General features: G+C 64.9%; 21 protein-coding genes. 13 read left to right on the top strand and 8 right to left on the bottom strand.

The window, feature by feature from the left end:
• Nucleotides 1-20: 20 nt before the first annotated feature.
• On the bottom strand, nucleotides 21-311 hold the full coding sequence (locus tag V9L21_RS00615; RefSeq protein WP_018907465.1) for a co-chaperone GroES: 291 nt from the start codon (nucleotides 309-311) through the stop codon (nucleotides 21-23).
• Between the two features lie 692 nt (nucleotides 312-1,003).
• Here V9L21_RS00615 and V9L21_RS00610 point away from each other — a divergent pair.
• A complete protein-coding gene (locus V9L21_RS00610) occupies nucleotides 1,004-2,020 on the top strand; it encodes a LysR family transcriptional regulator (protein WP_337308286.1) in 1,017 nt (338 codons plus the stop codon).
• Nucleotides 2,021-2,142: 122 nt separating this feature from the next.
• Here the strand turns inward: V9L21_RS00610 and V9L21_RS00605 are convergent, their stop codons facing one another.
• A complete protein-coding gene (locus V9L21_RS00605; RefSeq protein WP_337308285.1) occupies nucleotides 2,143-3,747 on the bottom strand; it encodes a phospholipase D family protein in 1,605 nt (534 codons plus the stop codon).
• Nucleotides 3,748-3,920: 173 nt separating this feature from the next.
• Here V9L21_RS00605 and V9L21_RS00600 point away from each other — a divergent pair, with 173 nt between their 5' ends.
• The 4 genes from V9L21_RS00600 to V9L21_RS00585 all read left to right on the top strand — a co-directional run bounded on the left by V9L21_RS00600 (nucleotide 3,921) and on the right by V9L21_RS00585 (nucleotide 9,689).
• On the top strand, nucleotides 3,921-6,023 hold the full coding sequence (locus tag V9L21_RS00600) for a TonB-dependent siderophore receptor (RefSeq protein WP_337308284.1): 2,103 nt from the start codon (nucleotides 3,921-3,923) through the stop codon (nucleotides 6,021-6,023).
• Nucleotides 6,024-6,056: 33 nt separating this feature from the next.
• Nucleotides 6,057-7,256, top strand: a complete 1,200-nt coding sequence (locus V9L21_RS00595; protein ID WP_337308836.1) for a PepSY-associated TM helix domain-containing protein — start codon at nucleotides 6,057-6,059, stop codon at nucleotides 7,254-7,256.
• Nucleotides 7,253-7,432, top strand: coding sequence for a hypothetical protein (locus tag V9L21_RS00590; protein WP_337308283.1), 180 nt, complete (start codon nucleotides 7,253-7,255; stop codon nucleotides 7,430-7,432). Before V9L21_RS00595 ends, V9L21_RS00590 begins: the two co-directional genes overlap by 4 nt.
• 88 nt (nucleotides 7,433-7,520) lie before the next feature.
• Entirely contained in the window at nucleotides 7,521-9,689 is a 2,169-nt protein-coding gene (locus tag V9L21_RS00585) for a TonB-dependent receptor (RefSeq protein WP_337308834.1), read from the top strand.
• 18 nt (nucleotides 9,690-9,707) lie between these two features.
• Here V9L21_RS00585 and metK read toward each other — a convergent pair whose 3' ends face one another.
• Nucleotides 9,708-10,892: a methionine adenosyltransferase gene (gene metK, locus V9L21_RS00580; RefSeq protein ID WP_126745502.1), complete on the bottom strand. Its 1,185-nt coding sequence runs from the start codon at nucleotides 10,890-10,892 to the stop codon at nucleotides 9,708-9,710.
• Between the two features lie 220 nt (nucleotides 10,893-11,112).
• Here metK and V9L21_RS00575 point away from each other — a divergent pair, with 220 nt between their 5' ends.
• Entirely contained in the window at nucleotides 11,113-12,012 is a 900-nt protein-coding gene (locus V9L21_RS00575) for a lysophospholipid acyltransferase family protein (protein ID WP_337308282.1), read from the top strand.
• The gene (locus V9L21_RS00570; protein WP_258504381.1) at nucleotides 12,009-12,893 is read left to right on the top strand and encodes an LpxL/LpxP family acyltransferase; all 885 of its coding nucleotides are present in this window, start codon (nucleotides 12,009-12,011) and stop codon (nucleotides 12,891-12,893) included. The genes V9L21_RS00575 and V9L21_RS00570 overlap by 4 nt, the downstream gene beginning before the upstream one ends.
• Nucleotides 12,894-12,914: 21 nt before the next feature.
• Here V9L21_RS00570 and V9L21_RS00565 read toward each other — a convergent pair whose 3' ends face one another.
• Nucleotides 12,915-13,826: an alpha/beta fold hydrolase gene (locus tag V9L21_RS00565; RefSeq protein WP_337308281.1), complete on the bottom strand. Its 912-nt coding sequence runs from the start codon at nucleotides 13,824-13,826 to the stop codon at nucleotides 12,915-12,917.
• A gap of 78 nt (nucleotides 13,827-13,904) precedes the next feature.
• Nucleotides 13,905-14,648: a ribosome biogenesis GTP-binding protein YihA/YsxC gene (gene yihA / locus V9L21_RS00560; RefSeq protein WP_337308280.1), complete on the bottom strand. Its 744-nt coding sequence runs from the start codon at nucleotides 14,646-14,648 to the stop codon at nucleotides 13,905-13,907.
• A 70-nt stretch (nucleotides 14,649-14,718) separates the two neighbouring features.
• On the opposite strand from yihA, the gene V9L21_RS00555 reads away from it, so the two are divergent.
• From V9L21_RS00555 to V9L21_RS00535, 5 genes are all read left to right on the top strand, one after another.
• A complete protein-coding gene (locus V9L21_RS00555; RefSeq protein WP_337308279.1) occupies nucleotides 14,719-15,384 on the top strand; it encodes a c-type cytochrome in 666 nt (221 codons plus the stop codon).
• A gap of 117 nt (nucleotides 15,385-15,501) precedes the next feature.
• Nucleotides 15,502-17,673 carry a cytochrome c biogenesis protein ResB gene (locus tag V9L21_RS00550; RefSeq protein ID WP_337308278.1) on the top strand — a complete coding sequence of 724 codons (2,172 nt, stop codon included), beginning with the start codon at nucleotides 15,502-15,504 and terminating at the stop codon, nucleotides 17,671-17,673.
• Complete coding sequence (gene ccsB, locus V9L21_RS00545; RefSeq protein ID WP_337308277.1) at nucleotides 17,670-18,986, top strand: c-type cytochrome biogenesis protein CcsB; 1,317 nt, start codon at nucleotides 17,670-17,672, stop codon at nucleotides 18,984-18,986. Before V9L21_RS00550 ends, ccsB begins: the two co-directional genes overlap by 4 nt.
• A gap of 118 nt (nucleotides 18,987-19,104) precedes the next feature.
• Nucleotides 19,105-20,115: a protein-methionine-sulfoxide reductase catalytic subunit MsrP gene (msrP, locus tag V9L21_RS00540; RefSeq protein WP_337308276.1), complete on the top strand. Its 1,011-nt coding sequence runs from the start codon at nucleotides 19,105-19,107 to the stop codon at nucleotides 20,113-20,115.
• A gap of 34 nt (nucleotides 20,116-20,149) precedes the next feature.
• Nucleotides 20,150-20,824, top strand: a complete 675-nt coding sequence (locus V9L21_RS00535) for a sulfite oxidase heme-binding subunit YedZ (protein ID WP_337308275.1) — start codon at nucleotides 20,150-20,152, stop codon at nucleotides 20,822-20,824.
• A 36-nt stretch (nucleotides 20,825-20,860) separates the two neighbouring features.
• Here the strand turns inward: V9L21_RS00535 and lysA are convergent, their stop codons facing one another.
• Complete coding sequence (lysA, locus tag V9L21_RS00530) at nucleotides 20,861-22,138, bottom strand: diaminopimelate decarboxylase (protein ID WP_337308274.1); 1,278 nt, start codon at nucleotides 22,136-22,138, stop codon at nucleotides 20,861-20,863.
• The gene (gene lptM, locus V9L21_RS00525; protein WP_443304484.1) at nucleotides 22,135-22,386 is read right to left on the bottom strand and encodes an LPS translocon maturation chaperone LptM; all 252 of its coding nucleotides are present in this window, start codon (nucleotides 22,384-22,386) and stop codon (nucleotides 22,135-22,137) included. Before lptM ends, lysA begins: the two co-directional genes overlap by 4 nt.
• A gap of 36 nt (nucleotides 22,387-22,422) precedes the next feature.
• On the opposite strand from lptM, the gene cyaY reads away from it, so the two are divergent.
• A complete protein-coding gene (gene cyaY, locus V9L21_RS00520; protein WP_126745513.1) occupies nucleotides 22,423-22,755 on the top strand; it encodes an iron donor protein CyaY in 333 nt (110 codons plus the stop codon).
• 12 nt (nucleotides 22,756-22,767) lie between these two features.
• On the opposite strand, the gene V9L21_RS00515 is transcribed toward cyaY, so the two are convergent.
• The gene (locus V9L21_RS00515) at nucleotides 22,768-25,176 is read right to left on the bottom strand and encodes a penicillin-binding protein 1A (protein WP_337308272.1); all 2,409 of its coding nucleotides are present in this window, start codon (nucleotides 25,174-25,176) and stop codon (nucleotides 22,768-22,770) included.
• Between the last annotated feature and the right edge of the window lie 137 nt (nucleotides 25,177-25,313).

Genomic DNA, 25,313 nt, shown 5'->3' with positions numbered 1-25,313 from the left:
CTCCGAATGGGATGGATGGATTACTTCTCGACGACCGCGAACAGGTCGTCTTCCTTCATGACCAGCAGTTCGTCGCCATCGACCTTGACGGTCTGGCCGCTGTACTTGCCGAAAAGGACGCGGTCGCCGACCTTGACGGTCAGTGCGGTCAGGTCGCCCTTGTCGGTGCGCTTGCCCGGGCCCACGGCCAGGACTTCACCCTGATCGGGCTTTTCGGCGGCTGCGTCGGGAATGACGATGCCGGAGGCGGTCTTGGTTTCGCTGTCAACACGCTTGACGATCACGCGATCGGCCAAAGGACGAAGTTTCATTGCATCTCCTGGATAAGAAACGGGGTTGTGGTCGGGCGCCGAGCGGGGGAGACCGGCGGCCCATCGACTGGAAGCGAGGCTTGTTAGCACTCATCAGCAGCGAGTGCTAATCATAAGGGCAATCGGGGGAGTTTCAAGGGCAGGGGCGCAGCGCCGGCACTGTTGCTGACAACGGCTGCCTGATGCGAGCTCGAACTTTCGAGTTCTCGGTTTCCGAGATTGAGGCAGCTGGTCGTAGGGCTGTAGCTTGGCGCGGGTCAATTAAACCGTGTGACTGTCCAGCAACACTTTTCCCATCGGGAAAACCCTATCTCATGTAAATGTGAAAAATTCCCAGAGGTTGTCAGACAACCCATTTAAGATTTACATAACTTTTCATTGGTGATCGGCACCATTTGAGTGCGCGGTGGTATAGGGAGAACGAACTTCGACCAAATTTGGCCGAAGTTAGATCCATGCCGATCGGTCTATCAAGTATGAAGACGGAGCTTTGCGACTCACGGGGAATATGCATGCCGCATATTGCCGGAGCGGGACGAAGAGGTTTGGAGTTAATCGTCAGCAATCGAAGTGTTTCGGCGTCGAAAGTAAATCTGGCACCCGTATTCCCGCTGTTTTCATTCGCAGCGTGTTTTTTATCGAGTTAACGCACCCGGCCCAGAAAGAGAAGCTGGAATGGGCAAGAGCTCCGCTTGGCTTCGGAAATCATGGATCTATTGATGTCGGATGTACGGCTCTTTGTTAAAGCCGTCGAGATGGGAGGATTGACGCAGGCAGCTGACGCGTTGGGGGTGCCGAAGGCGTCCGCGTCCCGGCAACTCAAGAGGCTGGAGGTTTTGGTCGGCCATGCGCTGTTGCATCGGGGCGCAGGACACTTCGGGCTCACCGGCGAAGGACGCATTTTCCTGCCCACCGCCAAAGAGGTGCTTGAGGCGGTGGACCAGGCTCTGGCGCAGCTTTCCGACACCAACGAAACGCTGACCGGAAGGCTGCGCATTTCGGTTCCCGGTTATGTCGGGCGCGAACTGCTCTGTTCCCACTTGGCGGGCTTCATGGCTGCGCATCCTCAGCTCAAGCTCACCGTCAACATAAGCTCTGACCGGGTGGATCTGTTTCGCGAAGATGCCGACGTGATGATCCGGGCAGGGCGAGAAGGCTGCGAAGAATTCGTCGCCAGGCGCATCAAAAAGCTGGGCCGCGTCTTGTGCGCTGCGCCTTCGTATCTAGGTCGCCATCCTGCAATCAATTCGGTGGACGATCTCGCGGGGCATTCTTTTTTGACCAGCGGGCCGGAACGGCAGGCCATGGAAATGGTCATCCCCGGTCGGCATCAGGAATACATCGTCAAGGCCGCGGGCGTGTTTCGCGCCAACGATCCCGAATTGCTGCAGAGAATTGCCTGCTCGGGCGGCGGCATTGCATTGATCCCCCTTCTTTGTGCCGAAGGCGCGATCCGGAGCGGCGCTCTGGTTTCGGTGCTTCCTTCGCTCGAATTGATGCACAAAGAATTGAATCTGATGTACCTGCCCGCGCGGCGCAATACGCGAAAGATCAGGACCTTCGTCGATTTCATCTTCGAGGCGCTGGAGCAATCGATCCAGGCTCAAAAGCAGGAAGGACCGGCTTCCGAAGGCGACGCGGAAATGTTCAGCGGCGCGAACCCTGACAAAGTCGAGCTTCGGATGGCGACTCAAATGCAAGGCCAATGACGCAAGACGATCGGGTGCGGAATCCCATTGAGAATTCTGTAGTGCGTTTGAGCGGAGTTGTTGGGAACAAATCTCATTCTCCATTGTAGGTGCCGCCGATGGCGGCCCTTTGCCGCGGCGCGCTACAGCTGGTCTGTCGGCACAAACCAGGAGAACAGCAGCAGTTGCAGGCGCGTGAGCAGGCTGGAATCCGGCTCGCTGTCGAGCACCTCGTTGTCCACGTCTCCGGTGCCGATCCACTGCACGTTCTTGCCGTCGGGCATGAGCACCACGCGGTAGACGCCTTCGATGTCGTCCAGCTGATAGGCGTACAGCAACGCCTGGCTCAACTCGAAGCTGCGCACGCGAACGCCGAACTCTGTGTTCAGCCGCGCCGAGCGCGGGTCGAGATTCATCGAACCGAGCAACACCCATTCCCGGTCGACGAGGGCCAGCTTGGCGTGAAGGCGCCCGCGCGCCTTCTTGAGCAGCGTGCGGAACTGGCGGTTGCGCTTGAGCTGCTGGGTGCTGACCTCGTACAGGTTCACGCCCAGCTTCAGCATGTCGACGCGGTAGCGGTTGTAGTTGATGTTCACCAGCGGCTCGTCGCTGTCGGCCAGCGAATTGGTGATGACGCTCATGCGCACGCCGCGCGCCCGGCCTTCCCGGATGCGCGCCATGCCGTCCTCGCCCGGAATGAAATAGGGCGAGATCACCACCACGTCCGAGCGCGCGCCCGCGGTCATTTCATGGAACCGCGCCGCAAGCGATTCGGCCGGCGATGCAAGAGTGCCCAGCGCCTTGTTGGGGCTGTCGGCCGCGGCATGGGCCTCGGCGCGCATCCACTTCACCCGGCCGATGTCGGCAAGCTGCGCGCCGAGCGGCGCGTCGCCCAGCAGGTCGGTGCCGGCAAGAGGGGAGAGCGGCGGCGCATGGATGGGCGAGGTCGCGGTTTCGAACTCCGCTTTCGGCGCCTCCGGGCTGTCGGTGGCGCCGGCAATCCGCTGGAGCGGGTAGACCACGTCGCTGTTCCAGTAGGTGTCGAAGATGCGCGCCGCCTCCGGAACCACGGGCCCGGCCATGATCAGCTCGAAATCGATGAAGTTGGCGCCCTCGCTGCGCAGGAAATACTCGTCGGCCAGGTTGCGGCCGCCGGCAATCGCCATGGCGCCGTCGGCCACGAAGAGCTTGTTATGCATGCGGTGGTTGAGCCGGCGAAAGTCGCCAAAGAACTCGATCCACCGCGTGGCCGAGTGGTCTCGGGCGTTCACGAACGGGTTGAACAGGCGGACCTCGGCATTGGGCTCCGCGGCAAGGCCGAGCAGCAGGCGGTCCATGCCGGCCGTATAGAAGTCGTCGAGCAGCAAGCGCACCCGAACGCCGCGTCGTGCGGCATCGCGCAGTTCGCGCAACAGCAGGCGGCCGGTTTTGTCGTTGCCGAGCTGGTAGGTTTGCACGTCCAGCGAGGCCTGCGCCCGCCGCATCAGCTCGAACCGGGCGTCCAGTGCAAAAGAGGCCTCGACCAGCGGGCGGATGCTGGAAAGTCCGTCCTGCTGCGCTGCGCTCAGTTCTGCAGCAGCCCGGCCTAGCGTGGTGCTTGGAGAGGCCGCGATCGACAGCGTTGGCGGCTCGGGTGCGCGAGGGGGAAGACCGGCACAGCCCGCCAGAACGAGCGCGAGTCCGGAGCCGATCAGCCACAGAGCCGGACCGCGCAGCGCGGAAAACGAGAGTGCAATGAGCTTGAGCATGAGACCGGCCGTCGCACAGGAAGTGCGGGCGGGATCGTAGCCGCTTTGGCTGCCACCACGCCGGCCGTCCGTGGCGTAACGCCCCTCGCTGCTCTCGGGAAATTGAAACAAATGAGACTTTATAACTATTAGAATACGAATCGTTCTTAATAATGTTTCGGAGTGGAGCAGGAATGACGAGGTTGATGGCGGGGCGCAAGGTCGCATCGGTGCTGGCAGGATGCATGGCAATTTATGTGCATCAGCAGGTTTTGGCCCAGGCCCCGGCGCCCGGCGCGTTGCCGGAAATCAGGGTGGATGCAAACGCAGAGGCCGAAACCGCGACTTCGCCGGTGATCGGCTATCGCGCGAGAAACGCCGCCACCGCCACCAAGACCGACACGCCCCTTTCCGAAACGCCCCAGTCCGTGACCGTGGTCACGCGCGACCAGATGGTGGACCAGGGCGCAGGCAATCTCCAGGACGCGCTCAACTACGCGGCCGGCGTGCGCTCCGATGCCTACGGCCTCGACTCGCGGACCGACTCCGTGCGCATTCGGGGCGCGTCGCCCGACATTTATCTCGACGGCCTGCGCCAGGCCTACGGCTACTACACCAGCACCACGCGCACCGAGCCCTACACGCTGGAGCGGCTCGAAGTGCTGCGCGGCCCGTCGGGCATGCTGTTCGGCGCCGGCACCGCCGCGGGCGTGGTCAACATGGTGAGCAAGCGGCCGCTGCAAGAGGCGCAGCGCGAAGTGGGCGTGCAGTTCGGCAGCTTCGGCCGCAAGCAGATCCAGGCCGACCTGACCGGTCCGCTGAATGCCGATGGCTCGCTGTCTTACCGGTTGATTGCATTGCAGCGCAAGTCGGACACGCAGGTCGACTACGTGCCCGACGACCGTAGCGTCATTGCGCCGTCGTTGACGTGGCGGCCCAGTGCGGCAACCTCGCTCACGCTGCAAGGCCTGTACCAAAAGGACAAGAGCGGCAGCAGCTCGCAATTCTTCCCGTGGGCGGGCACGTTGCTGCCGAACCCGAACGGACGCATTCCCACCAGCCGCTTCATCGGCGAGCCGGGCTTCGACTACTACGACAGCGAGCGCAAGACCTTCGGCTGGCAGTTCGAGCACAAGTTCAACGAGAACTGGACCCTGCGGCAGAACTTCCGCTATGCGCAAAACGAAAACGACAACCGCTACCACTACGGCGCTGCATTCAGCGGTGCCGAGAGCTGGGACGCGACGGACCCGATCTTCAGGCGCGTGCTGGGCCGCTACTACGACAGCTACCTGACGCGCAACCGCACGCAGACGCTCGACAACCACGTCGAAGGACATTTCCAGACCGGCGCGCTCAAGCACACGCTGCTCGTGGGCGCGGACTTCGCGCGCCAGCGCGAAAACGTCTGGGGCGGCACCACGTACGACACCATCGACGCCTATGCGCCTGTGTATGGCCACGTCGACATGCCCATTCGCGATGCGCGGCCGCGCACCCGCCAGCGCCAGAACGGCTTCTACCTGCAGGACCAGATGAAGCTCGACAACTGGATCTTCGTGGCGGGCCTTCGCCACGACAAGGCTGTTTCGAGCGCAGAGGGCAGCGACGCCGAGAAGAGCAGCGCAACCACCAAGCGTTTCGGCGTGATGTACGCCATGCCTTCGGGCTGGTCTCCGTACCTGAGCTACAGCGAATCGTTCACGCCGCAGTCGCCGCGCAACGGGCAGATCTTCTCGCCCCTGCGCGGTGAGCAGTGGGAAGCCGGCGTGAAGTACGAGCCGAAGGACCGCGCACTTGCATTCAGTGCGGCGGTGTACGACCTGCGCGAGAAGAACCAGATCACTTCGCCGTCGCCCAACGTGTACACGCAGGTGGGCAAGACCAAGACCCAGGGCCTCGAACTCGAAGCCAAGGGCTCGATCGGCTCGAACCTCGACCTGATCGCGCACTACAACTACACCGATGCGGACGAATTGATCGAGGGCCTGCCCAAGCACCAGGCGAGCGTCTGGGCCAAGTACCGCTTCTCGGTCGGCGGGCTCAGCGGGTTCTCGGCCGGCGCGGGCGTGCGCATGATGAGCTCGTTCCGCGACCTGCAGTCCGGCGTGGGTCCGCGGGTGCCGGGCGTGACGTTGCTCGATGCCGTCTTTGCCTACGAAAATGCCAACTGGCGCTATGCGCTCAACATCAACAACCTGACGGACAAGGTTTACTTCAGCACCTGCCTTTCGCGCGGTGACTGCTGGTACGGCGCACGCCGCAGCGTGGTGGCAAGCGCAACCTACCGCTTTTGATAATTCTCTTTCGATGGGAGCAGTGACGACATGATGAACAGCCGAAAGATCAAGACCTGGGCCTGGGTACACAAGTGGAGCAGCCTTGTGTGCACCGTGTTCATGCTGCTGCTGTGCATCACGGGCCTGCCGCTGATCTTTCATCACGAGATCGGCCATCTTCTGGGCACCGAGGTCGAAGCGCCCAAGATGCCCGCGGACACGCCGCGCGTGAGCCTGGACCGCGTGCTCGAGACGGCGCGCGCCAAGCACCCCGACCGCGTGGTGCAGTTCGTCTCGCAGCCCGAGGACGACGACGGCCTCTGGCTCGTCACGCTCACGCCCACGCCTGAACCCACCGAAGACTTCAAGTCGGTCGCCATCGATGCGCGCACCGGCGTCGTGCTGGCGCAGCCCAAGTTCGACGAGGGCTTCATGTACGTGATGTTCAAGCTGCACGTCGACCTGTTTGCAGGGCTTGCGGGCAAGCTGTTCCTGGGCTTCATGGGCTTGCTGCTGCTCGTGGCCATCGTTTCCGGGGTGGTGCTCTATGCGCCGTTCATGCGCAAGCTCGACTTCGGCACGGTGCGGCGCGAGAAGCGGCCACGCCTCAAGTGGCTTGACCTGCACAACCTGCTGGGCATCGTCACGCTGGTCTGGCTGTTCGTGGTGGGCTCCACCGGCATGATCAACACCTGGGCCGACCTGATCATCAAATACTGGCAGTACGACCAGCTCAGCACGCTGCTTGCGCCTTACAAAAACGAGCCGACTGTGCCCGCAGCCGAGCGCGGATCGGTGCAGCGCTCGATGGAAGTCGCGCTGAAGCAGGCGCCCGACATGAAGCTGTCCTTCATCGCGTTCCCGGGCACTTCGTTCTCGAGCCCGCACCACACCACCTTCTTTCTGCGCGGCAATGAGCCCTTCACCTCGAAGCTGCTGAAGCCGGTACTGGTCGATGCGAAGACCACGCAGGTGACCGCCTCGCCCGAGATGCCTTGGTACCTGACGGCGCTGCTCGTGTCGCAGCCGCTGCACTTCGGCGATTACGCGGGTATGCCGATGCAGATCATCTGGGCGCTTCTCGACATCGCCACCATCATCGTGCTGGGCAGCGGGCTCTACCTGTGGCTCAAGCGCGGCAACACCGTGCCGGCACCGGCCGCGCCGGTACCGGCCGGCGGTGCCGGGCGAGCGCCGCAGCACGGAGGGCAGCAGCCCGACCCGACCCCTGCCATGAAGGTGCAGGCATGAAACCCCGGCACGCCTTCCGGCGCATGTGGGGCTGGCCGATTGTGCTGGGCGTGCTGACGTCCATCGGCCTGATTTCCGCGCTGTTCAGCGACGGCGGCTTGGGCGACGTGCTGGCCTGGTTCGCACTGGGCATTCCCGTCGTTGTGTGCGCCTGGTACGGCTGGCGCAGGACCTGATCTGAAGACCTGGGCTGGCTGCGTCGGCCTCGCCCGGGTTGTTGCTAGTACGTGCGGCGCCGCGCGCCGAAGCAGAATCGGCGCGATGATGAAGCCCGCACTCGCCGCCACCGCCGCTGCCGTTCGCCTGTTGCTGCTGGGAATCCCGCTTGCGGTACAGGCGCAGCAAGCACCGCCGCCCGAAACCGACCGCGGCCGCTTGCCCGAAGTGACGGTGTCCACCCCGCGCGGCGAGGTCGCTCCCTTCAACGTGCCGGGCTCGGTCGATCGCGTCGATGGCGCCGAGATGCGCGACAACCGGCTGCAGGTCAACTTGTCGGAAAGCCTGGGCGGTGTTCCGGGCCTGCAGGTGCAAAACCGCATGAACTATGCGCAAGACCTGCAGCTGTCGATCCGCGGCTTCGGCGCGCGTTCCACCTTCGGCGTGCGGGGCGTCCGGTTGTATGTCGACGGCATTCCCGCCACGCTACCCGATGGCCAGGGCCAGACTTCCAACATCGACATCGGCTCGCTCGATCGCGTCGAGATCCTGCGAGGACCGTTCTCGGCGCTCTACGGCAACTCTTCGGGCGGCGTGCTGCAAGCCTTCACCGCGTCGGGCGAGGGCGCGCCGCGCCTTTCGTACTCGGCGGCCGGCGGGAGCTTCGGCACCTGGCGGCAGTCGCTGCAGGCCAGCGGGTCGCAAGGCGCAATCGATTACCTGCTGAACGCCAGCCGCTTTCAGACCGACGGCTGGCGCGAGCACAGCGCGGCGCTGCGCGATATCGCCAACGGCAAGCTCGGCATTGCCCTGGACAACGGCGACAAGCTCACGCTGGTGCTCAACAGCGTGCGCATCAGCGCGCAAGACCCGCTGGGCCTCACGGCGGACCAGTACGCGCTGGCGCCACGCAGTGCGGCGCTGGCCACGCAGTTCGACACCCGAAAGACGGTAGAGCAGACCCAGGCCGGCCTGCTCTACGAGCGGCGCGTGGGTGCCTCGCAGTCGCTGCGGCTCATGGTGTACGGCGGCGAGCGCAAGACCATGCAATACCAGTCGATTCCGCTCGGCCCTCAACAGAATCCGCTGCATGCGGGCGGCGTGATCGATCTGTCGCGCCAGTACGGCGGGGTCGACCTGCGCTGGACTGCCGAACTGCAGATGGCCGACCGGCCGCTCGATCTTGCCGTGGGCCTTGGCTACGACAGCCTGCGCGAGCAGCGCCGCGGCTACGAGAACTACCTCGGCCGAGTGGCCTCGCCCGTGCTGGGCGTGCTGGGCGTGCTGGGCGTGCTGGGCGTGCAGGGCCGTTTGCGGCGCAGCGAGCGCAACGAGGTCTGGAACCTCGACCCCTATGCGCAAGCCACCTGGCGCCTGGCGGAGCGGTGGACCCTGGAGGCCGGCGTGCGCCGAAGCAGCGTGCACTTCGATTCGCAGGACCGCTACATCGTGGGCACCAACCGCGACGACAGCGGCAGTGCGCGCTACAGCAAGACGCTCCCGGTCGCCTCGCTGCGCTACCAGGCAACGCCGGACCTGGCGCTCTACGGCTCCATCGGCCGCGGCTTCGAGACGCCGACGCTCAACGAGCTCTCGTATCGGGCGGGCGGCGCCAGCGGGCTCAACTTCGCGTTGCGGCCCGCGGTGAACGACAGCGTCGAGTTCGGCGCCAAGGCAAGGCTGGGCGGAGGGCTGCTGACGGCCGCGCTTTTCCAGACCCGCACGCGCGACGAGATCGTGACCGACACCAACAGCGGCGGCCGTGCCACCTTCCAGAACGCGGGCCGCACGCGGCGCAACGGCTTCGAGCTGGCCTGGCAGCATGAAATGGCCAACCACTGGCGCACGCAGCTTGCCTACACCTGGCTCGACGCGCGCTACCGCGATGCCTTCTGCTCGCCGTCGCCCTGTGCGGCATCCAACACCGTGGCGGCGGGCAACCGCATTCCGGGCATTGCGCGGCAATCGCTCTTTGCATCGCTCGGCTGGGTGCCGCCCGAAGGCTGGCGTGCCGGCGCCGAGATGCGCGCGCTCGGCCGCATGCAGGCGAACGACGCCAACAGCGCCAGCGCGCCGGGCTATGCGGTCGCGGCGCTCTACGCCGGCTATCTGAAGAAATGGGAGCGTTGGGAGTTCAACGCCTTTGCGCGGGTCGACAACCTGTTCGACCGCCGCTACGTGGGGTCGGTCATCGTCAATGAGGGCAATGCCCGCTATTACGAGCCCGCGCCGGGCCGCAACTGGACGGTGGGCCTGAGCGGCGCTTACCGCTTCTGACCCGCCGCCCTGTGGTCTTTACTTGAGGCCGGCCGCGGCGCGCAGCGCAGCGGCTTGGGTGGTGGCTTCCCAGGTGAACTCGGGCTCTTCGCGGCCGAAGTGGCCGTAGGCCGCGGTCTTTTGGTAGATCGGGCGCAGCAGGTCGAGCATCTGGATGATGCCCTTCGGACGCAGGTCGAAGAACTCGCGCACGAGTTCGGCGATCTTGTCGTCGGGAATCACGCCGGTGCCTTCGGTGTAGACCGTGATGTTCATCGGCTGCGCCACGCCGATGGCGTAGGCCACCTGGATCTGGCACTGGCGCGCCAGGCCGGCCGCCACGATGTTCTTGGCCACGTAGCGCGCGGCGTAGGCGGCCGAGCGGTCGACCTTGGACGGGTCTTTGCCAGAGAACGCGCCGCCGCCGTGCGGGCAGGCGCCGCCGTAGGTGTCGACGATGATCTTGCGGCCGGTAAGGCCGCAGTCGCCCTGCGGGCCGCCGATGACGAAGCGCCCGGTCGGGTTGATCAGGTAGCGCGTGTTCTGCAGCCATTCCTTCGGCAGCACGGGCTTGATGATCTCTTCGATGATGGCTTCGTTGAACGAAGCCTTCATCTTGGTGGGCGTTTCGCTCTGGTCGGGGCTGTGCTGGGTGGAGAGCACCACGGTGTCGATGCTGTGCGGCTTGCCGTCCACATAGCGCATGGTCACCTGGCTCTTGGCGTCGGGGCGCAGGAAGGGCAGGCGCCCGTCCTTGCGCAGCTGGGCCTGGCGCTCGACGAGGCGGTGCGCGTAGTAGATGGGTGCGGGCATCAGCTCTGGCGTTTCGTCGCAGGCGTAGCCGAACATCAGGCCTTGGTCGCCGGCGCCGGTGTTCAGGTGGTCGTCGCTGGCGTGGTCCACGCCCTGGGCAATGTCGTTGGACTGCTTGTCGTAGCAGACCATCACCGCGCAGCCCTTGTAGTCGATGCCGTAGTCGGTGTTGTCGTAGCCGATGCGCTTGATGGTGTCGCGCGCCACCTGGATGTAGTCGACGTGCGCGTTGGTGGTGATTTCGCCCGCGAGCACCACCAGGCCGGTGTTGGTCAGCGTTTCGGCGGCCACGCGGCTGCGGGGGTCCTGCTCGAAGATCGCGTCCAGGATGGCATCCGAGATCTGGTCGGCGACCTTGTCGGGGTGGCCTTCGGAAACGGATTCGGAAGTGAAGAGGAAGTCGTTCGCCATTTTGTTCAAAGCTCCTTGAAGTGACTTGGCGCGTTGCCAACTCTGCGGAGCCCTGGCGAACGCTTTAGCAGATGCCGAGAAATCGGCGGGGCACAATCGCTCTTGCGCTTGTGTTTGTCGCCCTGCAAGTTGTTCCGTAACTCGGCGACAATTTGCATTCTATTCGAGCCGCGCCAAATCGTGCGCGCGCGTCCTGGTATTCACTCCCTGTTGTCAGCCCATGGTCACCCTGTTCCGCCTGCTTGCCCGCATACCGATGCCGCTGATGCATCGGCTGGGCGCGCTGCTTGGCTGGATGGTCTGGTGGTGTGCGCCCGATTACCGCCGCCGTTTCAAGGCCAATGCCGAAAACGCGGGCTTCACGCCCGACCAGTACCGCCCCGCCATTGCCGCTGCCGGCCAGATGGCCGCCGAGCTGCCCTGGCTCTGGCTGCGCCCGCAGGGCGAAAGCGTGTTGCGGCGCGTGGTGCGCTGGGAAGGCGTCGAGGCCTTCGAGGCCGCCATGCAGGCGAAGAAGGGCGTGATCCTGGTGGCGCCGCATCTGGGCAGCTGGGAGATGTGCGGCCAGGCCATCGGGGAGCGCTTCCTCGAGGCCTTCGGCCCCATCACGGCGCTGTTTCGCCCCGCGCGCAAGAAATGGATGGCCGAGCTGATTGCCGCGGGCTCGCGCGACCGGCCCGGCCTGCAGACGCTGCCGACCAACAACACCGGCGTGCGCGGCCTCATCCGCACGCTGCGCAGCGGCGGCTACACCGGCATCCTGCCCGACCAGGTGCCACCAGCGGGGCAGGGCGTATGGGCACCTTTCCTCGGCCGGCCGGCCTACACCATGACGCTGCTGCCGCGCCTCGCGCAGCAGACCGGCGCCGCCTGTTTCCTGAGCGTGTGCGAAAGGCTGCCGCGCGGTGCGGGCTACGTGATTCGCTTCGAACCCATCGTGGGCACTGCGCTCACCGATTCCAAGGCGTCCATCGAAGACGCCGCAGCTGCAATGAACGACGCCATCGGCCGCTTGATCCACAGCCTGCCCGGCCAATACGTGTGGGACTACGCCCGCTACAAGGAGCCGCGCGGCGAGACAGTCGTGGCGACCGCCGCCAATGGGGAGCAGGCGCAATGAGTCTCGGCTCCCGACTCGGCATCGGTTTCATGCGCGCGATTGCGCCGCTGCCCCTTCCGCTGGTGCGCGGCTTCGGCGCGCTGCTGGGCCGCGTGCTCCACACCGTCGCGGTGCCGCGCCGGCGCGTGGTCGACACCAACCTGGCCGTGTGCTTTCCCGGCAAATCCGAAGCCGAACGCCGCCGCATGGCGCGCGAGACCTTTGTGTATGTGGCGCAGTCGTGGCTCGACCGCAGTTGGCTGTGGCATGCGCCCGAAAAAGTGGTGGCCAGCCGGCTCAAGGTGGTGGGCGCCCCGCAGGAGATCGACGAAATCGCCAACGGCGACGAGCCGATGATCCTGTTCGCGCCGCATTTCTACGGGCTCGATGCCGCGGCCACGGCATTGACCATGCACACGCCGCGGCCCTCGGCCACCATCTACACGACCCAGCGCGATCCGATGGTCGATGAATGGATTCGCGAAGGCCGCACACGCTTCGGCAACGTGGCGGCGCTCAACCGGGTCGACGGCATCAAGCCGGTGCTCGGCGGCTTGCGCAAGGGTGGCCTGCTGTACCTGCTGCCCGACATGGACTTCGGCCGTGACCAGACGATCTTCGTGCCGTTCTACGGCGTGCAGGCCGCCACCGTGCCCTCGCTCTCGCGCTTCGCGCGGCTGGGCAAGGCCAAGGTGGTGCCCATCGTCTCCAAGCTCACGCCGGGCGGCTACGAGATCGAGGTGCTGCCGGCGTGGCAGAACTTTCCGACCGACGACGTCGAGGCCGACACCGCGCTCATGAACGAGCGGCTGCAGGGCTACATCGACAAGATGCCGTCCCAGTACTACTGGGTGCATCGCCGCTTCAAGACGCGGCCTGAGGGCGCTCCGTCGATCTATTGAAGAAGAAGCGACGCGGCTTCTTCAGTTTCTCTTGAGGAAGGCTTCGATCTCGCGCGCCACGAGCTGCGGCTGCTCGTGCACGATCCAGTGGGTGGCGTTGGGCACCTTCTTGACCTCGAGCCTGGGCACGTATTCCTCCAGGCCGTCGAGCAGGCCCGGCAACAGCGCCGCGTCGTCGAGTGCCCAGAAAACGAAGGTCGGCACGTTCACCGTGAGCCGTTCGCGCGGCAGCACCGGAATGCCGTCGATGCTCTGGCCCGACAGCGGCGGCTTCATCGGCGTGACGCGATAGAGATTGCAGGCGCCGGTGAGGCCGGCATTCCACACCTCGCGGTACTGCTGCTTCACCTCTTCGGTGAGCCACCCGAAGCCATCGGGGCCGGCTTTCATCAAGGTGAAGAAGGGCCACATGCGCTTGAAGTCGTCGGCCGAGAGCAGCGCCTCGGCATCGGGCCTGGCCAGGAAGTTCATGTAGGCGCTGGCTTGCTGCTGCGCCGGGTTGTTGCGCAACTCGCGCGTGAAGGTGCCGGGGTGCGGCGAGTTGATGATGACCAGCCGGCCAACCTGCTCCGGAAAGGCATTGGCATAACCCCAGCCGAAAGCCCCGCCCCAGTCGTGCGCAACCAGCGCGGCCATGGTGCCGTCGGCGCTTTCGGTGGCCGCCAATTGCTGGATATCCTGGATCAGCAGGTGGGCCTTGTACGCGGCCACTTCGGCGGGGGCGCTCGACTTCTCGAAACCGCGGAGATTGGGTGCGAGGCAGCGGTAGCCGCCATGTTCAGGCTGGGCGAAGTACTCGAGCAGCTCGTCCCAGATGAATGCGGCCTCCGGGAAGCCGTGCAAGAACACCATCAGCGGGCGGCCGGGCGTGCCGGTTGCGCGGCAGCTCAGCGTGGTTCCGTTGGGCAGGCTGCGCTGGAACGTCTCGATCATGCTTTGTCTCCTTCAACTTTCGTTGCTATTGTTTTCATAGTGGACCATGCAGATGGAACGGCAGCGAGCCAGGTTTCCCTAGGTGTCTTCCGGCACCGGGGGCTGCTCGGCTTCCGCCGGCGCTTCCCCGGGCGGATGCGCCCAGCGCCACAGCAGCTCTGCGGCTTCTCCCACCCCCTGCTTCTTGAGGGCGGAGAACAGTTTGACTTCGCCGCCGCCGGCCTGCAGTCGCGTAATGGACAGCACCTTGGCGCCCTCGCTGCGGGTGAGCTTGTCGGACTTGGTCAGGAGCACGAGGAACTTGAGGCCTTGCTCCACGCGCGGGCGGATCACGTCGAGCAGGATTTCGTCGAGCTCGGTGAGGCCCTGGCGCGGGTCGCACATCAGCACCACGCCGCGCAGGTTTTCGCGCGTCATCAGATAGTTGCCCATGACCCGCTGCCAGCGCAGCTTGGCTTCCTTGGGAACCGCTGCGTAGCCGTAGCCCGGCAGGTCGGCCAGCACGGCATCGTCGGCTTTCTGCTTGCCGACGCCGAACAGGTTGATGTGCTGCGTGCGGCCCGGCGTCTTGGATGCGAAGGCCAGGCGCGTTTGCTGGGTGAGCGTGTTGATGGCGGTCGACTTGCCCGCATTCGAGCGGCCGACGAAGGCGATTTCGGGCAGATCGAGCGGAGGCAAATGCTCGAGCTGCGGGGCGCTGGTCAGGAAGTGGGCGGTGTGCAGCCAGCCGAGCGCAATGCGCTCGCGCTCGGCGACGATGGGGTCCACGGCAGGGGTCGCGCGGGAAGGGGGAGCAGCGTGCTTGCGCGACGGGGTAGTCATCAATGAGCTTTCGGAACGGGCCGCCATTGTAGAATCGCGGGGTTTTGCGCCAATAAATCGAGCCCCCGATATGAAGTTGTTTGCCAATTTTCTGCTTGCAGCCCTCATGGGCGTCGCAGCCAGCGCGAGCCTTGCGGCTGACGCGCCAGCCGCCGCAACGGCTGCACCCGCCGCGGCCAAGCCGGCCAAGCCCGATCCCGCCAAGGGCGACGCGGTGTTCAATTCCGCTGCCCAAGCTTGCGCCTCCTGCCACAACGCAGACGGCAACTCGGCCATTGCGGCCAACCCCAAGCTGGCGCAGCAGCATCCCGAATACATCCTCAAGCAGCTGCAGGACTTCAAGTCCGGCAAGCGCAAGAGCCCCATCATGCAGCCCCTGGCCGCGAAGCTGTCCGACGAAGACATGCGCAACATCGCATGGTTCGTGGGCTCCAAGAAGATCAAGACCGGCTTCTCCAAGGAGAAGGACACCGTGGCACTGGGCGAAAAGATCTACCGCGGCGGCATTGCCGACCGCCAGATCCCAGCCTGCGCCGGCTGCCACAGCCCCAACGGCGCCGGCATGCCCGCGCAGTACCCGCGCCTGGGCGGCCAACACGCCGACTACACGGTGGCACAGCTTGTTGCCTTCCGGGACAACGTGCGCCAGAACAGCGCCCCCATGACGGGCGTGGCTGCAAAGCTGAACGACCGCGAAATCAAGGCCGTTGCAGACTACATTGCCGGCCTGCGCTGACGCCACGCCCTTCAGCGTGAACTAACCGCCGATAAAAAACCCAAACAGAGGGCGGGCCGATCCAGCTGGATGGCCCGCCCTTTGCTTTTTTCCTGTTCCTTTCCTCCTCGCCCACCGATGTCTGTCTCCACCCACGGCCTTCGCGTCCATCGCGGCCCGCAAGTGCTTCGCGCTGCGGTGGAGCTGTTCTCGTCGATGCGGTTTGCGATTGCGCTGCTCACGGTCATCTGCATCGCATCGATCATCGGCACCGTGCTCAAGCAGCACGAGCCGATCAACAACTACATCAACCAGTTCGGTCCGTTCTGGGCCGAGCTGTTTCGCACGGCCAAGCTCGATTCCGTCTACAGCGCCTGGTGGTTCCTGCTGATCTTGCTGTTCCTGGTGATCAGCACGTCGCTCTGCATTGCGCGCAACACGCCGCGCATTTTTGTGGACCTGAAGACCTTCAAGGAAAACATCCGCGCGCAGAGCCTCAAGGCCTTCGGCCAGCGCGCCGAAAACCAGCTTGCCGAGGAGCCCGCCGCGGCGGCCAACCGCATCGGCCAACTGCTGGTGAGCGGCGGCTGGAAGGTCAAGCTGCAGCAGCGCGAGGCGGTGGAAGGCCAGTCTGGCGCGGGCTGGATGGTCGCGGCCCGTGCGGGCGGCGCGCACAAGCTGGGCTACATCGCCGCACACAGCGCGATCGTGCTGGTGTGCATCGGCGGTCTGCTCGACGGGGACCTGGTGGTGCGCGCCCAGACCTGGTTCAACGGCAAGAGCGTGTTCACCGGCGGCGGCATGATTGCCGACGTGCCGCCGCAGCACCGGCTGTCGCCCCGCAACCCGACCTTCCGCGGCAACATCCTGGTGCCCGAAGGTGGGCAGGGCAGCGTGGCCATCCTGCAGCAGTCGGACGGCGTGCTGCTGCAGGAGCTGCCGTTCTCGATCGAGCTCAAGAAGTTCATCGTCGACTATTACTCGACCGGCATGCCCAAGCTGTTTGCAAGCGAGGTGGTGCTGCACGACCGCGAAACCGGTGCCCAGGTGCCCGCGCGCATCGAGGTCAATCATCCGGCCAGCTACAAGGGCGTGGAAATCTACCAGTCGAGCTTCGACGACGGCGGCTCCAAGGTAAAGCTCAAGGCAGTGCCGATGGCGGCCGCCGCCAAACCCTTCGAGGTCGATGGCGTCATCGGCGGGCCGAGCACCGAAATTACCAACGGCAAGGAAAAGCTCACGCTCGAATACGCTGCGCTGCGCGTGATCAACGTCGAGAATTTTGCCGATGGGGGCGCCATGGGCAGCGGCGCCGACGTGCGCAAGGTCGACCTGCGCCACGACATCGAATCGCGCCTGGGCGCCGCCAACAAGACCACCAAGCCGAAGGTGCTGCGCAACATCGGCCCGAGCATCGGCTACAAGCTTCGCGATGCCGCGGGCCAGGCGCGCGAATACCAGAACTACATGGTGCCGGTCGACACCGGCGACGGCCAGCCGGTGTTCCTGCTCGGCATGCGCGAAAAGCCCGAAGAGCCGTTCCGCTACCTTCGCGTGCCGGCCGACGAGCAGGGCAGCATGGACAGCTTCGTGCGCATGCGCGCTTCGCTGGCCGACGCCGACACCCGCGCGCGTGCCGTCGAGCGCTACATCGCCAAGGCCGTCGATCCGAAGCGGCCTGAAATGGCCGAGCAACTCAGCGTTTCGGCTGCGCGTGCACTCGCGCTCTTTGCCGGCAGCGAGCGCGCGAAGGCCGACGCCAGCACGCAGGGCGGCTGGCAGGCCATTGCGGAATTCATGGAAGCCAATGTGCCCGAGCCCGAGCGCGAACGTGCCGGCGCGGTGCTGGTGCGCATCCTGAACGACGTGCTGTTCGAGCTGCTCAACCTCAGCCGCGAAAGCGCGGGGCTCGCGGCCTTGCCGCGCGACGACAAGTCGCAGGCCTTTCTCACGCAGGCGGTGCTGGCCATCAGCGACGCGCATTTCTATCCGGCACCCGTCGCGATGATGATGACCGACTTCACTCAGGTGCAGGCCAGCGTCTTCCAGGTGGCGCGAGCGCCCGGCAAGAACGTGGTCTATCTGGGCTGCCTGTTGCTGATCGTCGGGATTTTTGCCATGCTGTACGTGCGCGAACGCCGGCTCTGGGTGTGGCTGGCACCCGCCGACGCAAGCGCAGGAGACAACAAAACCACGGCTGCCACGATGGCCTTCTCGGTCAATCGCAAGACGATTGACAGCGATCGCGAGTTCGAGCACCTCAAGCACAAGCTGCTTGCCTTGAAAAACGAAGGACCGGCGTCGCCATGAACACCACCACCCTCACGCTCAACGAAAGCTGGTTTTCGCGCCGCAACCTGTTCGACTGGGTGTTCGCGGCACTGGTGCTTGCCGGCGGGCTTTTTGCCTTTGTGCGGTATGCGGGCGCTATGGATTCCTACGAGAAGCCCATCCTCGTCGCCGCAATGGTTTCCGTCATTGCCATCGGCTGGTTTTGGCGTCCGCTGCGGGTGCTCGCCATTGTGGTGGCGGCGGCTTCGCTGCTTGCCATCGGCTCTTACCAGGGCGACCTGGCGCGTGCCGACACGGTGTTCTGGCTCAAGTATTTCCTGTCGAGCCAGTCGGCCATTCTCTGGATGAGCGTGCTGTTCTTCATGAGCACGCTGTTCTACTGGCTCGGTTTCTTCGGCGGCAAGCAGGGCGACGCCTTCGAGCTGATCGGCTCCCGCCTCACATGGGCCGCCATTGCCATGGCGCTGATTGGCACCATGGTGCGCTGGTACGAAAGCCACCTGATCGGGCCGGACATCGGGCACATCCCGGTCAGCAACCTGTACGAAGTGTTCGTGCTGTTCTGCTGGCTCACCGCGGCGTTCTACCTGTACTTCGAAGCGCGCTACGGCACCCGCGCGCTCGGTGCGTTCGTCATGCTGGTGGTGAGTGCGGCGGTGGGCTTCCTGCTCTGGTACACGCTGGTGCGCAACGCCCACGAGATCCAGCCGCTGGTGCCCGCGCTGCAAAGCTGGTGGATGAAGCTGCACGTGCCGGCCAACTTCATCGGCTACGGCACCTTCGCACTCGCGGCCATGGTGGCCTTCGCCTATCTGGTGAAGGAGCAGGCGGGCGAAACCCGTTGGTACAAGCTCACGCCGATCTGGCTTTTGGGCGTGGCGCTGTGCTTTGTGCCGGTGGCATTCCGCCAGCGCGTGCAAGAGGCCGGCGGCAGCTACTGGGTGATCTATGCGGGCATCTCCGCACTCATTGCGGCGGGCATTCTGCTCGGGCGCAAGCGCATTGCGGCAAGGCTGCCCGCCAACGAGGTGCTCGACGACGTGATGTACAAGTCGATCACTGTCGGCTTTGCCTTCTTCACCATTGCCACCGTACTGGGCGCCCTGTGGGCGGCCGACGCGTGGGGCGGCTACTGGAGCTGGGACCCGAAGGAAACCTGGGCGCTGATCGTCTGGCTCAACTACGCCGCCTGGCTACACATGCGGCTGGTCAAGGGGTTGCGCGGCACGGTGGCGGCCTGGTGGGCGCTGGCCGGCCTGGCGGTCACCACCTTTGCCTTCCTGGGCGTGAACATGTTCCTGAGCGGACTGCACAGTTACGGCACCTTGTAGCCCCCGGCCGCCGGCTTTTCGCGAAGAATGGAATCCACGCGCAGCGATTGTGCGTAACCGAATCAGGGAATTGCTCGAACTACCCTGAGCACAACGATTCACGCGAAAGGCCATCACCATGTCGTTTCCCTCCCGCCCGCAAGGTCGCAACAGCGGTTTCATCCATCCGCTTTCGAGCGAGATCACGCCGCGCGCCGTCTACGAGAGCCGGCGCGACCTGCTGAAGCTGATGGCTGGCGGCGCGGCCGGTGCAGCACTGGCGAGCTTTGCCGGACGCGAGGCCTTCGCCCAGGCGACCGGCCCGCACAAGCTGGCGCTGCTTCCGGGCGCCAAGTCCGCCGTGCCGGGCGCGCAAACGATGGAAAAGCTCACCGACTACAAGGACGCGACGAGCTACAACAACTTCTACGAGTTCGGCACCGACAAGGGCGACCCGGTCAAGAACGCGGGCACGCTCAAGACCCGCCCGTGGACCGTGGAGGTCGAGGGCCTGGTCAAGAAACCCGGCAAGTACGGCATCGAAGACCTGCTGAAGCTCAGCGCGCAGGAAGAGCGCATCTACCGCCTGCGCTGCGTCGAGGGCTGGTCGATGGTCATTCCGTGGGTGGGCTACTCGCTGGCCGAGCTCATCAAAAGGGTCGAACCCCAGGGCAACGCCAAGTACGTGGAATTCGTCACCCTGGCCGACCCCAAGACCATGCCTTTCGTCGGCTCGCGCGTGCTCGACTGGCCCTACACCGAAGGCCTGCGGATGGACGAGGCCATGCATCCGCTCACGCTGCTGGCATTTGGCATGTACGGCGAAGTGCTGCCCAACCAGAATGGCGCGCCGGTGCGCCTGGTGGTGCCGTGGAAATACGGGTTCAAGTCGGCCAAGTCGATCGTGAAGATCCGCTTCGTCGAGAAAGAGCCGAGCACGGCGTGGAACAAGGCCGCGGCCCAGGAATACGGTTTCTATTCGAACGTCAATCCGAACGTCGACCATCCGCGCTGGAGCCAGGCCACCGAGCGCCGCATCGGCGACGGCGGCGGGCTTTTTGCCAAGCGCAACAAGACGCTGATGTTCAACGGCTACGAAGCCCAGGTCGGCCAGCTCTATGCGGGCATGGACCTGAAGAAGAACTATTGAGCCCGAGCCTGCCTCGCCATTCAGCCTTTGCTCCATGAACAAGCTGCTCATGCATCCGGCGGCCAAGCCGGTGGTCTTCTTGCTGTGCCTGCTGCCGTTTGCGTGGCTGACCTATGGCGCATTCACCGACGGACTGGGTGCGAACCCGGCCGAGTTCCTGATTCGCGCCACGGGCGACTGGACCTTGCGCTTCATCTGCATCGTGCTGGCCGTGACGCCGCTGCGGGTGATCACCAAGGCCAACGCGCTCGCGCGCTTTCGCCGCATGCTGGGGCTGTTCGCATACTTCTACGTTGTGGTGCACCTGCTGTGCTACAGCTGGTTCGACATGGGCTTCGAATGGGCCGACATCGCCAAGGACATCGCCAAGCGGCCGTTCATCCTGGTGGGTTTCTCGGCCTTCGTGCTGCTGACGCCGCTGGCTGCCACTTCGTTCAACCGCGCCATCAAGGCGCTGGGTGCGAAGCGCTGGCAAATGCTGCACAAGCTGGTCTACCTGATCGCCGGCCTCGGCCTGCTCCACTTCTTCTGGATGCGCGCGGGCAAGAACAACTTTGCCGAGGTGTTCGTCTACGCGGCGATCATCGCGGTGCTGCTGGGCTGGCGCGTGTGGAACTACGCGACCAAGCGCAAGCCGAAGCCTTCGGCGGGCGCTCGTGGCGGCAGTAGCGGCAATGAGAAGTCGCTGGGCCGCAGCAGCGCCGGCTGACGCGCGCCCGGCGCGTGCTCCGGGGGCTGACGCGGATCAGCCCTCGGTCTGTTCGCTTCGCAGCTGGTCTTCCATCGTCTCGCGGCGACGAATCAGCGTGGCGCTCTGGCCGCTCACCAGCACTTCGGCGGCCCGGCCACGCGTGTTGTAGTTGCTGGCCATGCTCATGCAATAGGCGCCTGCCGACAGCACCCCCAGCAGGTCGCCGGACACCACGTTGAGCGCACGGTCGCGGCCGATCCAGTCGCCGCTTTCGCAGACCGGGCCGACCACGTCGTAGACCGGCGCGCTGCCGGCGCGGATTCGCAGTGGCACGATCTGCTGGAACGCCTGGTACATCGCGGGCCGCGGGAGGTCGTTCATTGCCGCGTCGACGATGCAGAAATTCTTGTCTTCGCCCGGCTTGGTGTAGAGCACCTCGGTCACGCACACGCCTGCATTGCCGACCAGCGAACGGCCTGGCTCGATGACCAGCTTGCGCCGCCCGAAGCCGCGGGCGTCGAGCCGCGCGAGCAACTGCTGCCAGAGCGCATCGGCCTTGGGCGGCACTTCGCCGTTGTAGTCGATGCCCAGGCCGCCGCCGAAGTCCAGGTGATGGATAGGCACGCCGGCCGCTTCGATGGCTTCGACCAAGTCGAGTATCCGGTCGCACGCATCAAGGTAGGGCGAAGCTTCGGTGATCTGCGAGCCGATGTGGCAGTCGATGCCCACCACCTCGAGCCCCGGCAGCCTGGCGGCATGGCGATAGGCCTCGACGGCGCGGTCGTGGGCAATTCCGAACTTGTTGCCCTTCAGGCCGGTGGAGATGTAGGGATGCGTCTTCGGGTCGACATTCGGGTTGATGCGGATGCTGATGGGCGCGCGCCGCCCTTCGGCCAGCGCCACTTCGTTGAGCACGTCGAGCTCGGCTTCGCTCTCGACATTGAAGCAGGCAATGCCGGCCGCGAGCGCCTGCCGCATTTCGGCGCGGGTCTTGCCCACGCCCGAGAAGATGATCTTGGCCGGATCGGCGCCCACCGCCAGCACGCGCGCCAGTTCACCGCCTGAAACGATGTCGAAGCCGCAGCCCGCCTCCGCGAACACGCGCAGCACGCCGAGCGAGGAATTCGCCTTCATCGCATAGCAGATCAGGGCCTCGCGGCCTTCGAAGCCGCGCTGGTAGGCCGCCAGCGCGTCCAGCATCCATTGCTTCGAATAAACGAACAGGGGCGTGCCGTGCTCGCGGGCCAGTGCATCCAGGCTCAGGCCTTCCACATGGAGCGCGTCGTCGCGGTGGGCAATATGCGGGTGACCGGGGAGGAGGGCGTTCGTCACTTCGGCACTCCGGGGCTGGTGGCGCCGTTGCCTGCAGCCGGCGCACTGCTGGCCGCAGCGGGCTTGGGCGCTGCTTCAGCGTCGGAAGCGCGCGAGCCGCCGGGCGTGAGCAACTGCGGCAGGGTGGCGCGCTGTGCGGCCGCCGGATCGGTTGGTAGATAGAGCGGCCCACGCTGCCCGCAAGCGCCCAGGGCGCCCGCCACAGCAGCAAGGCAGACCATGAGCGCAGCGCGGCTGGAGGCGCTCACTAGAATTTGACGAACATTCAACATAACGAAATTGTAATGACCGACTCCGAATACATGGACCGCGCCGAAGCCGCGCTCGCCGCCATCGAGCAAGGCTGCGACCGCATCAACGATGCAACCGACGCCGACATCGACAACCAGCGGGTGGGCGGGATGATCACGATTTCATTCAAGAACGGCAGCCAGTTGATCGTGAACCTGCAGAAACCGCTGCAGGAAATCTGGCTGGCCGCGCGCTCCGGCGGCTATCACTACCGCTTCGATGGCAAGGCCTGGGTTGACACCAAGACCGGTGAGGAATTCTTTGGCAACCTGTCGCGCGAGGCGAGCCTGCAAGCCGGGCAGCCGCTGGAGTTTGCGGCCGCCTGACTTTGTTCACGCTCAGTTCCTGAAGAGGTCGAGGATTCGATTACGTTCTTCAGGCGGCGGAGGCGGGCTCACCGGCACGCCGCTCAATGACTCCGCTGGCGGCGTGGCGGGGGTGTCCACGCCGAGGCTGGAGACACCGCGGCCCGGCGCGTAGTCGTCGTAGTACCACTCGCCGCCCACGCTCACCACGCCAGCCGGCGGGGTGGTGGAAAGATCGGTCACGGGCACGCCCTTGATGGCGGTTTCCATGTAGTTGATCCAGATCGGCAGGCTCAACCCGCCGCCGGTTTCGCGGTCGCCCAGGTTGCGCGGGGTGTCGTAGCCGATCCAGGAGATGGCCGTCATCGTGGGCTGGAAGCCCGCAAACCAGGCGTCGAGCGAGTCGTTGGTGGTGCCGGTCTTGCCGTAGAGGTCGGGCCGCTTGAGCATGGCCTGTGCCTTGGCTGCCGTGCCGGCGCGCGTGATGGATTGCAGCAGCGAATCCATGATGAACGCGTTGCGCTGGGGAATGGCCCGGATCGTCTCGTTGAGTAGCGGCGGCTGCTTGTCGACCAGCACCCGGTCCTTGTGGTCGGTGATGCGGGTCACCAGGTACGGATTGACGCGGTAGCCGCCATTGGCGAATACCGAGTAACCAACGGCCATTTGCATGGGCGTGACTGCGCCGGCGCCCAGCGCCATGGGCAGGTAGGCGGGGTGCTTGTCCTTGTCGAAGCCGAAATTGGTGATCCATTCCTGCGCATAGCGCGTGCCGATGGATTGCAGGATGCGGATCGACACCAGGTTCTTCGACTTCATCAGCGCGGTGCGCATCGACATCGGGCCGTCGTAGCCGCCGCCGTAGTTCTTGGGCTCCCAGGGCTGGCCGCCCGTGGTGCCGGCATCGAAGAAGAGCGGTCCGTCGTTGATCACCGTGGAAGGCGTGAAGCCCTTCTCGAGCGCTGCAGAGTAGATGAACGGCTTGAAGCTCGACCCCGGCTGGCGCCAGGCCTGCGTGACGTGGTTGAACTTGTTCTTGCCGAAATCGAAGCCGCCCACCAGTGCCTTGATGGCGCCGTCGCGCGGATCCATGGCGACGAAGGCGCCTTCCACCTCGGGCAACTGGGTGATCTCCCAGGTGTTCTTGGGCGTCTTCACCACGCGGATCACCGCGCCGCGGCGGATCTTGATGTTGGGCGGTGCCTTGTCGGAAAGCCCGGATTGCGCGGGCTTGAGGCCTTCTCCGGTGATCTGCACCGGATCGCCGTTGCCGCGGACGGCCGAGATTTCCTTGGCGCTGGCCTTGAGCACCACCGCCGACATCACGTCGCCGTTGTCGGGGTGGTCGGTCAGTGCGTCGTCGACGGCTTCGTCGAGCTCCTTGGGGTCGTTGGGAAGATCGACGAATTTCTCGGGGCCGCGATAGATCTGGCGGCGCTCGTAGTCCATGATGCCCTTGCGCAACGCCTTGTATGCAGCGGCCTGGTCGGCGGCCACCAGCGAGGTGTACACCTTCAGGCCGCGGGTGTAGGTGCTGTCGCCGTACTGCGCGTACATCAGCTGGCGCACGGTTTCCGCCACGTACTCGGCGTGCAGGCGGTTCGGGTCCGCCGCGTCGCGCAGGTGCAGCTCTTCCTTCTTGGCCTGGGCGGCCTGCTCGGCCGTGATGAAGCCCGCGTCCTGCATGCGGTCGATCACGTAGAACTGGCGTCCGCGCGCGCGCTGCGGGTTGTTGACCGGGTTGTTGGCGCCCGGTGCCTTTGGCAGGCCGGCCAGCATGGCCGCCTCGGCAATGGAAAGATCCTGCAGCGGCTTGCCGAAATAGGCTTCGGACGCCGCCGCAAAACCGTAGGCACGGTTGCCCAGGTAGATCTGGTTCAAGTAGATCTCGAAGATCTGGTCCTTGGTGAGCAGGTGCTCCAGCTTGAAGGTAAGCAGCACCTCGTAGATCTTGCGGGTGAGCGTTTTCTCGGAGCTCAGGTAGACATTGCGCGCCACCTGCATCGTGATGGTCGAGGCGCCCTGGCTCTTCACGCGGTTCATGTTGGCCAGGCCCGCGCGCACCATGCCCTTGTAGTCGACGCCGCCGTGGTCGTAGAAGCGCGTGTCTTCAGCGGCCAACACCGCTTCCTTCACCAGTTTGGGGATCGCCGCGATCGGCGTAAGGTTGCGCCGCTCCTCGCCGAATTCGCCGATCAGGATGCCTTCAGCCGAGAAGACCCGCAGCGGCAGCTTCGGCCGATAGTCAGACAAATCGGAAATGTCCGGCAGATTGGGGTAGGCGACCGCCAAGGCGACTGCGACCACGCACAGAACCGCCAGCACACCGGCTGCGGCAATGCCGAATCCCCAGGCCATGAAGCGCAGCAGCCATTTGAGCCAGGCTGGGCGGGTGGAAGAGGGGGTCTTGGCTGGCCCTTTGGGGCGTGAGGTTTCTTGCATGTGGGCCCGGAGAATCACCTGACATTATAAAAAGCCGCCCTCTTGCCGAGGACCGAACTTTGGCGCATCGTTGCGGGCTAAACCAAAAGTTACTGAATGTGGCTTCAACGTCAGCTTTTGACAACGGTCCCCGGGTT

The sequence above is a fragment of the Variovorax sp. CCNWLW235 genome, from assembly GCF_037204085.1.
Lineage (GTDB): Bacteria > Pseudomonadota > Gammaproteobacteria > Burkholderiales > Burkholderiaceae_C > Variovorax.
The sequence above is the reverse complement of the archived record's forward strand: the minus strand, read 5'-3'. Positions and strand labels throughout refer to the sequence as shown.

What these genes read in the sequence shown, in the direction of transcription:
- V9L21_RS00605 (WP_337308285.1), bottom strand. Translation starts at nt 3,747, where the DNA reads ATGCTCAAGCTCATTGCACTCTCGTTTTCCGCGCTGCGCGGTCCGGCT.
- msrP (WP_337308276.1), top strand. Translation starts at nt 19,105, where the DNA reads ATGTCGTTTCCCTCCCGCCCGCAAGGTCGCAACAGCGGTTTCATCCAT.
- V9L21_RS00575 (WP_337308282.1), top strand. Translation starts at nt 11,113, where the DNA reads ATGGTCACCCTGTTCCGCCTGCTTGCCCGCATACCGATGCCGCTGATG.
- cyaY (WP_126745513.1), top strand. Translation starts at nt 22,423, where the DNA reads ATGACCGACTCCGAATACATGGACCGCGCCGAAGCCGCGCTCGCCGCC.
- V9L21_RS00515 (WP_337308272.1), bottom strand. Translation starts at nt 25,176, where the DNA reads ATGCAAGAAACCTCACGCCCCAAAGGGCCAGCCAAGACCCCCTCTTCC.
- V9L21_RS00535 (WP_337308275.1), top strand. Translation starts at nt 20,150, where the DNA reads ATGAACAAGCTGCTCATGCATCCGGCGGCCAAGCCGGTGGTCTTCTTG.
- V9L21_RS00565 (WP_337308281.1), bottom strand. Translation starts at nt 13,826, where the DNA reads ATGATCGAGACGTTCCAGCGCAGCCTGCCCAACGGAACCACGCTGAGC.
- yihA (WP_337308280.1), bottom strand. Translation starts at nt 14,648, where the DNA reads ATGACTACCCCGTCGCGCAAGCACGCTGCTCCCCCTTCCCGCGCGACC.
- ccsB (WP_337308277.1), top strand. Translation starts at nt 17,670, where the DNA reads ATGAACACCACCACCCTCACGCTCAACGAAAGCTGGTTTTCGCGCCGC.
- V9L21_RS00570 (WP_258504381.1), top strand. Translation starts at nt 12,009, where the DNA reads ATGAGTCTCGGCTCCCGACTCGGCATCGGTTTCATGCGCGCGATTGCG.
- V9L21_RS00600 (WP_337308284.1), top strand. Translation starts at nt 3,921, where the DNA reads ATGACGAGGTTGATGGCGGGGCGCAAGGTCGCATCGGTGCTGGCAGGA.
- metK (WP_126745502.1), bottom strand. Translation starts at nt 10,892, where the DNA reads ATGGCGAACGACTTCCTCTTCACTTCCGAATCCGTTTCCGAAGGCCAC.
- V9L21_RS00590 (WP_337308283.1), top strand. Translation starts at nt 7,253, where the DNA reads ATGAAACCCCGGCACGCCTTCCGGCGCATGTGGGGCTGGCCGATTGTG.
- V9L21_RS00595 (WP_337308836.1), top strand. Translation starts at nt 6,057, where the DNA reads ATGAACAGCCGAAAGATCAAGACCTGGGCCTGGGTACACAAGTGGAGC.
- V9L21_RS00615 (WP_018907465.1), bottom strand. Translation starts at nt 311, where the DNA reads ATGAAACTTCGTCCTTTGGCCGATCGCGTGATCGTCAAGCGTGTTGAC.
- V9L21_RS00555 (WP_337308279.1), top strand. Translation starts at nt 14,719, where the DNA reads ATGAAGTTGTTTGCCAATTTTCTGCTTGCAGCCCTCATGGGCGTCGCA.
- V9L21_RS00550 (WP_337308278.1), top strand. Translation starts at nt 15,502, where the DNA reads ATGTCTGTCTCCACCCACGGCCTTCGCGTCCATCGCGGCCCGCAAGTG.
- V9L21_RS00585 (WP_337308834.1), top strand. Translation starts at nt 7,521, where the DNA reads ATGAAGCCCGCACTCGCCGCCACCGCCGCTGCCGTTCGCCTGTTGCTG.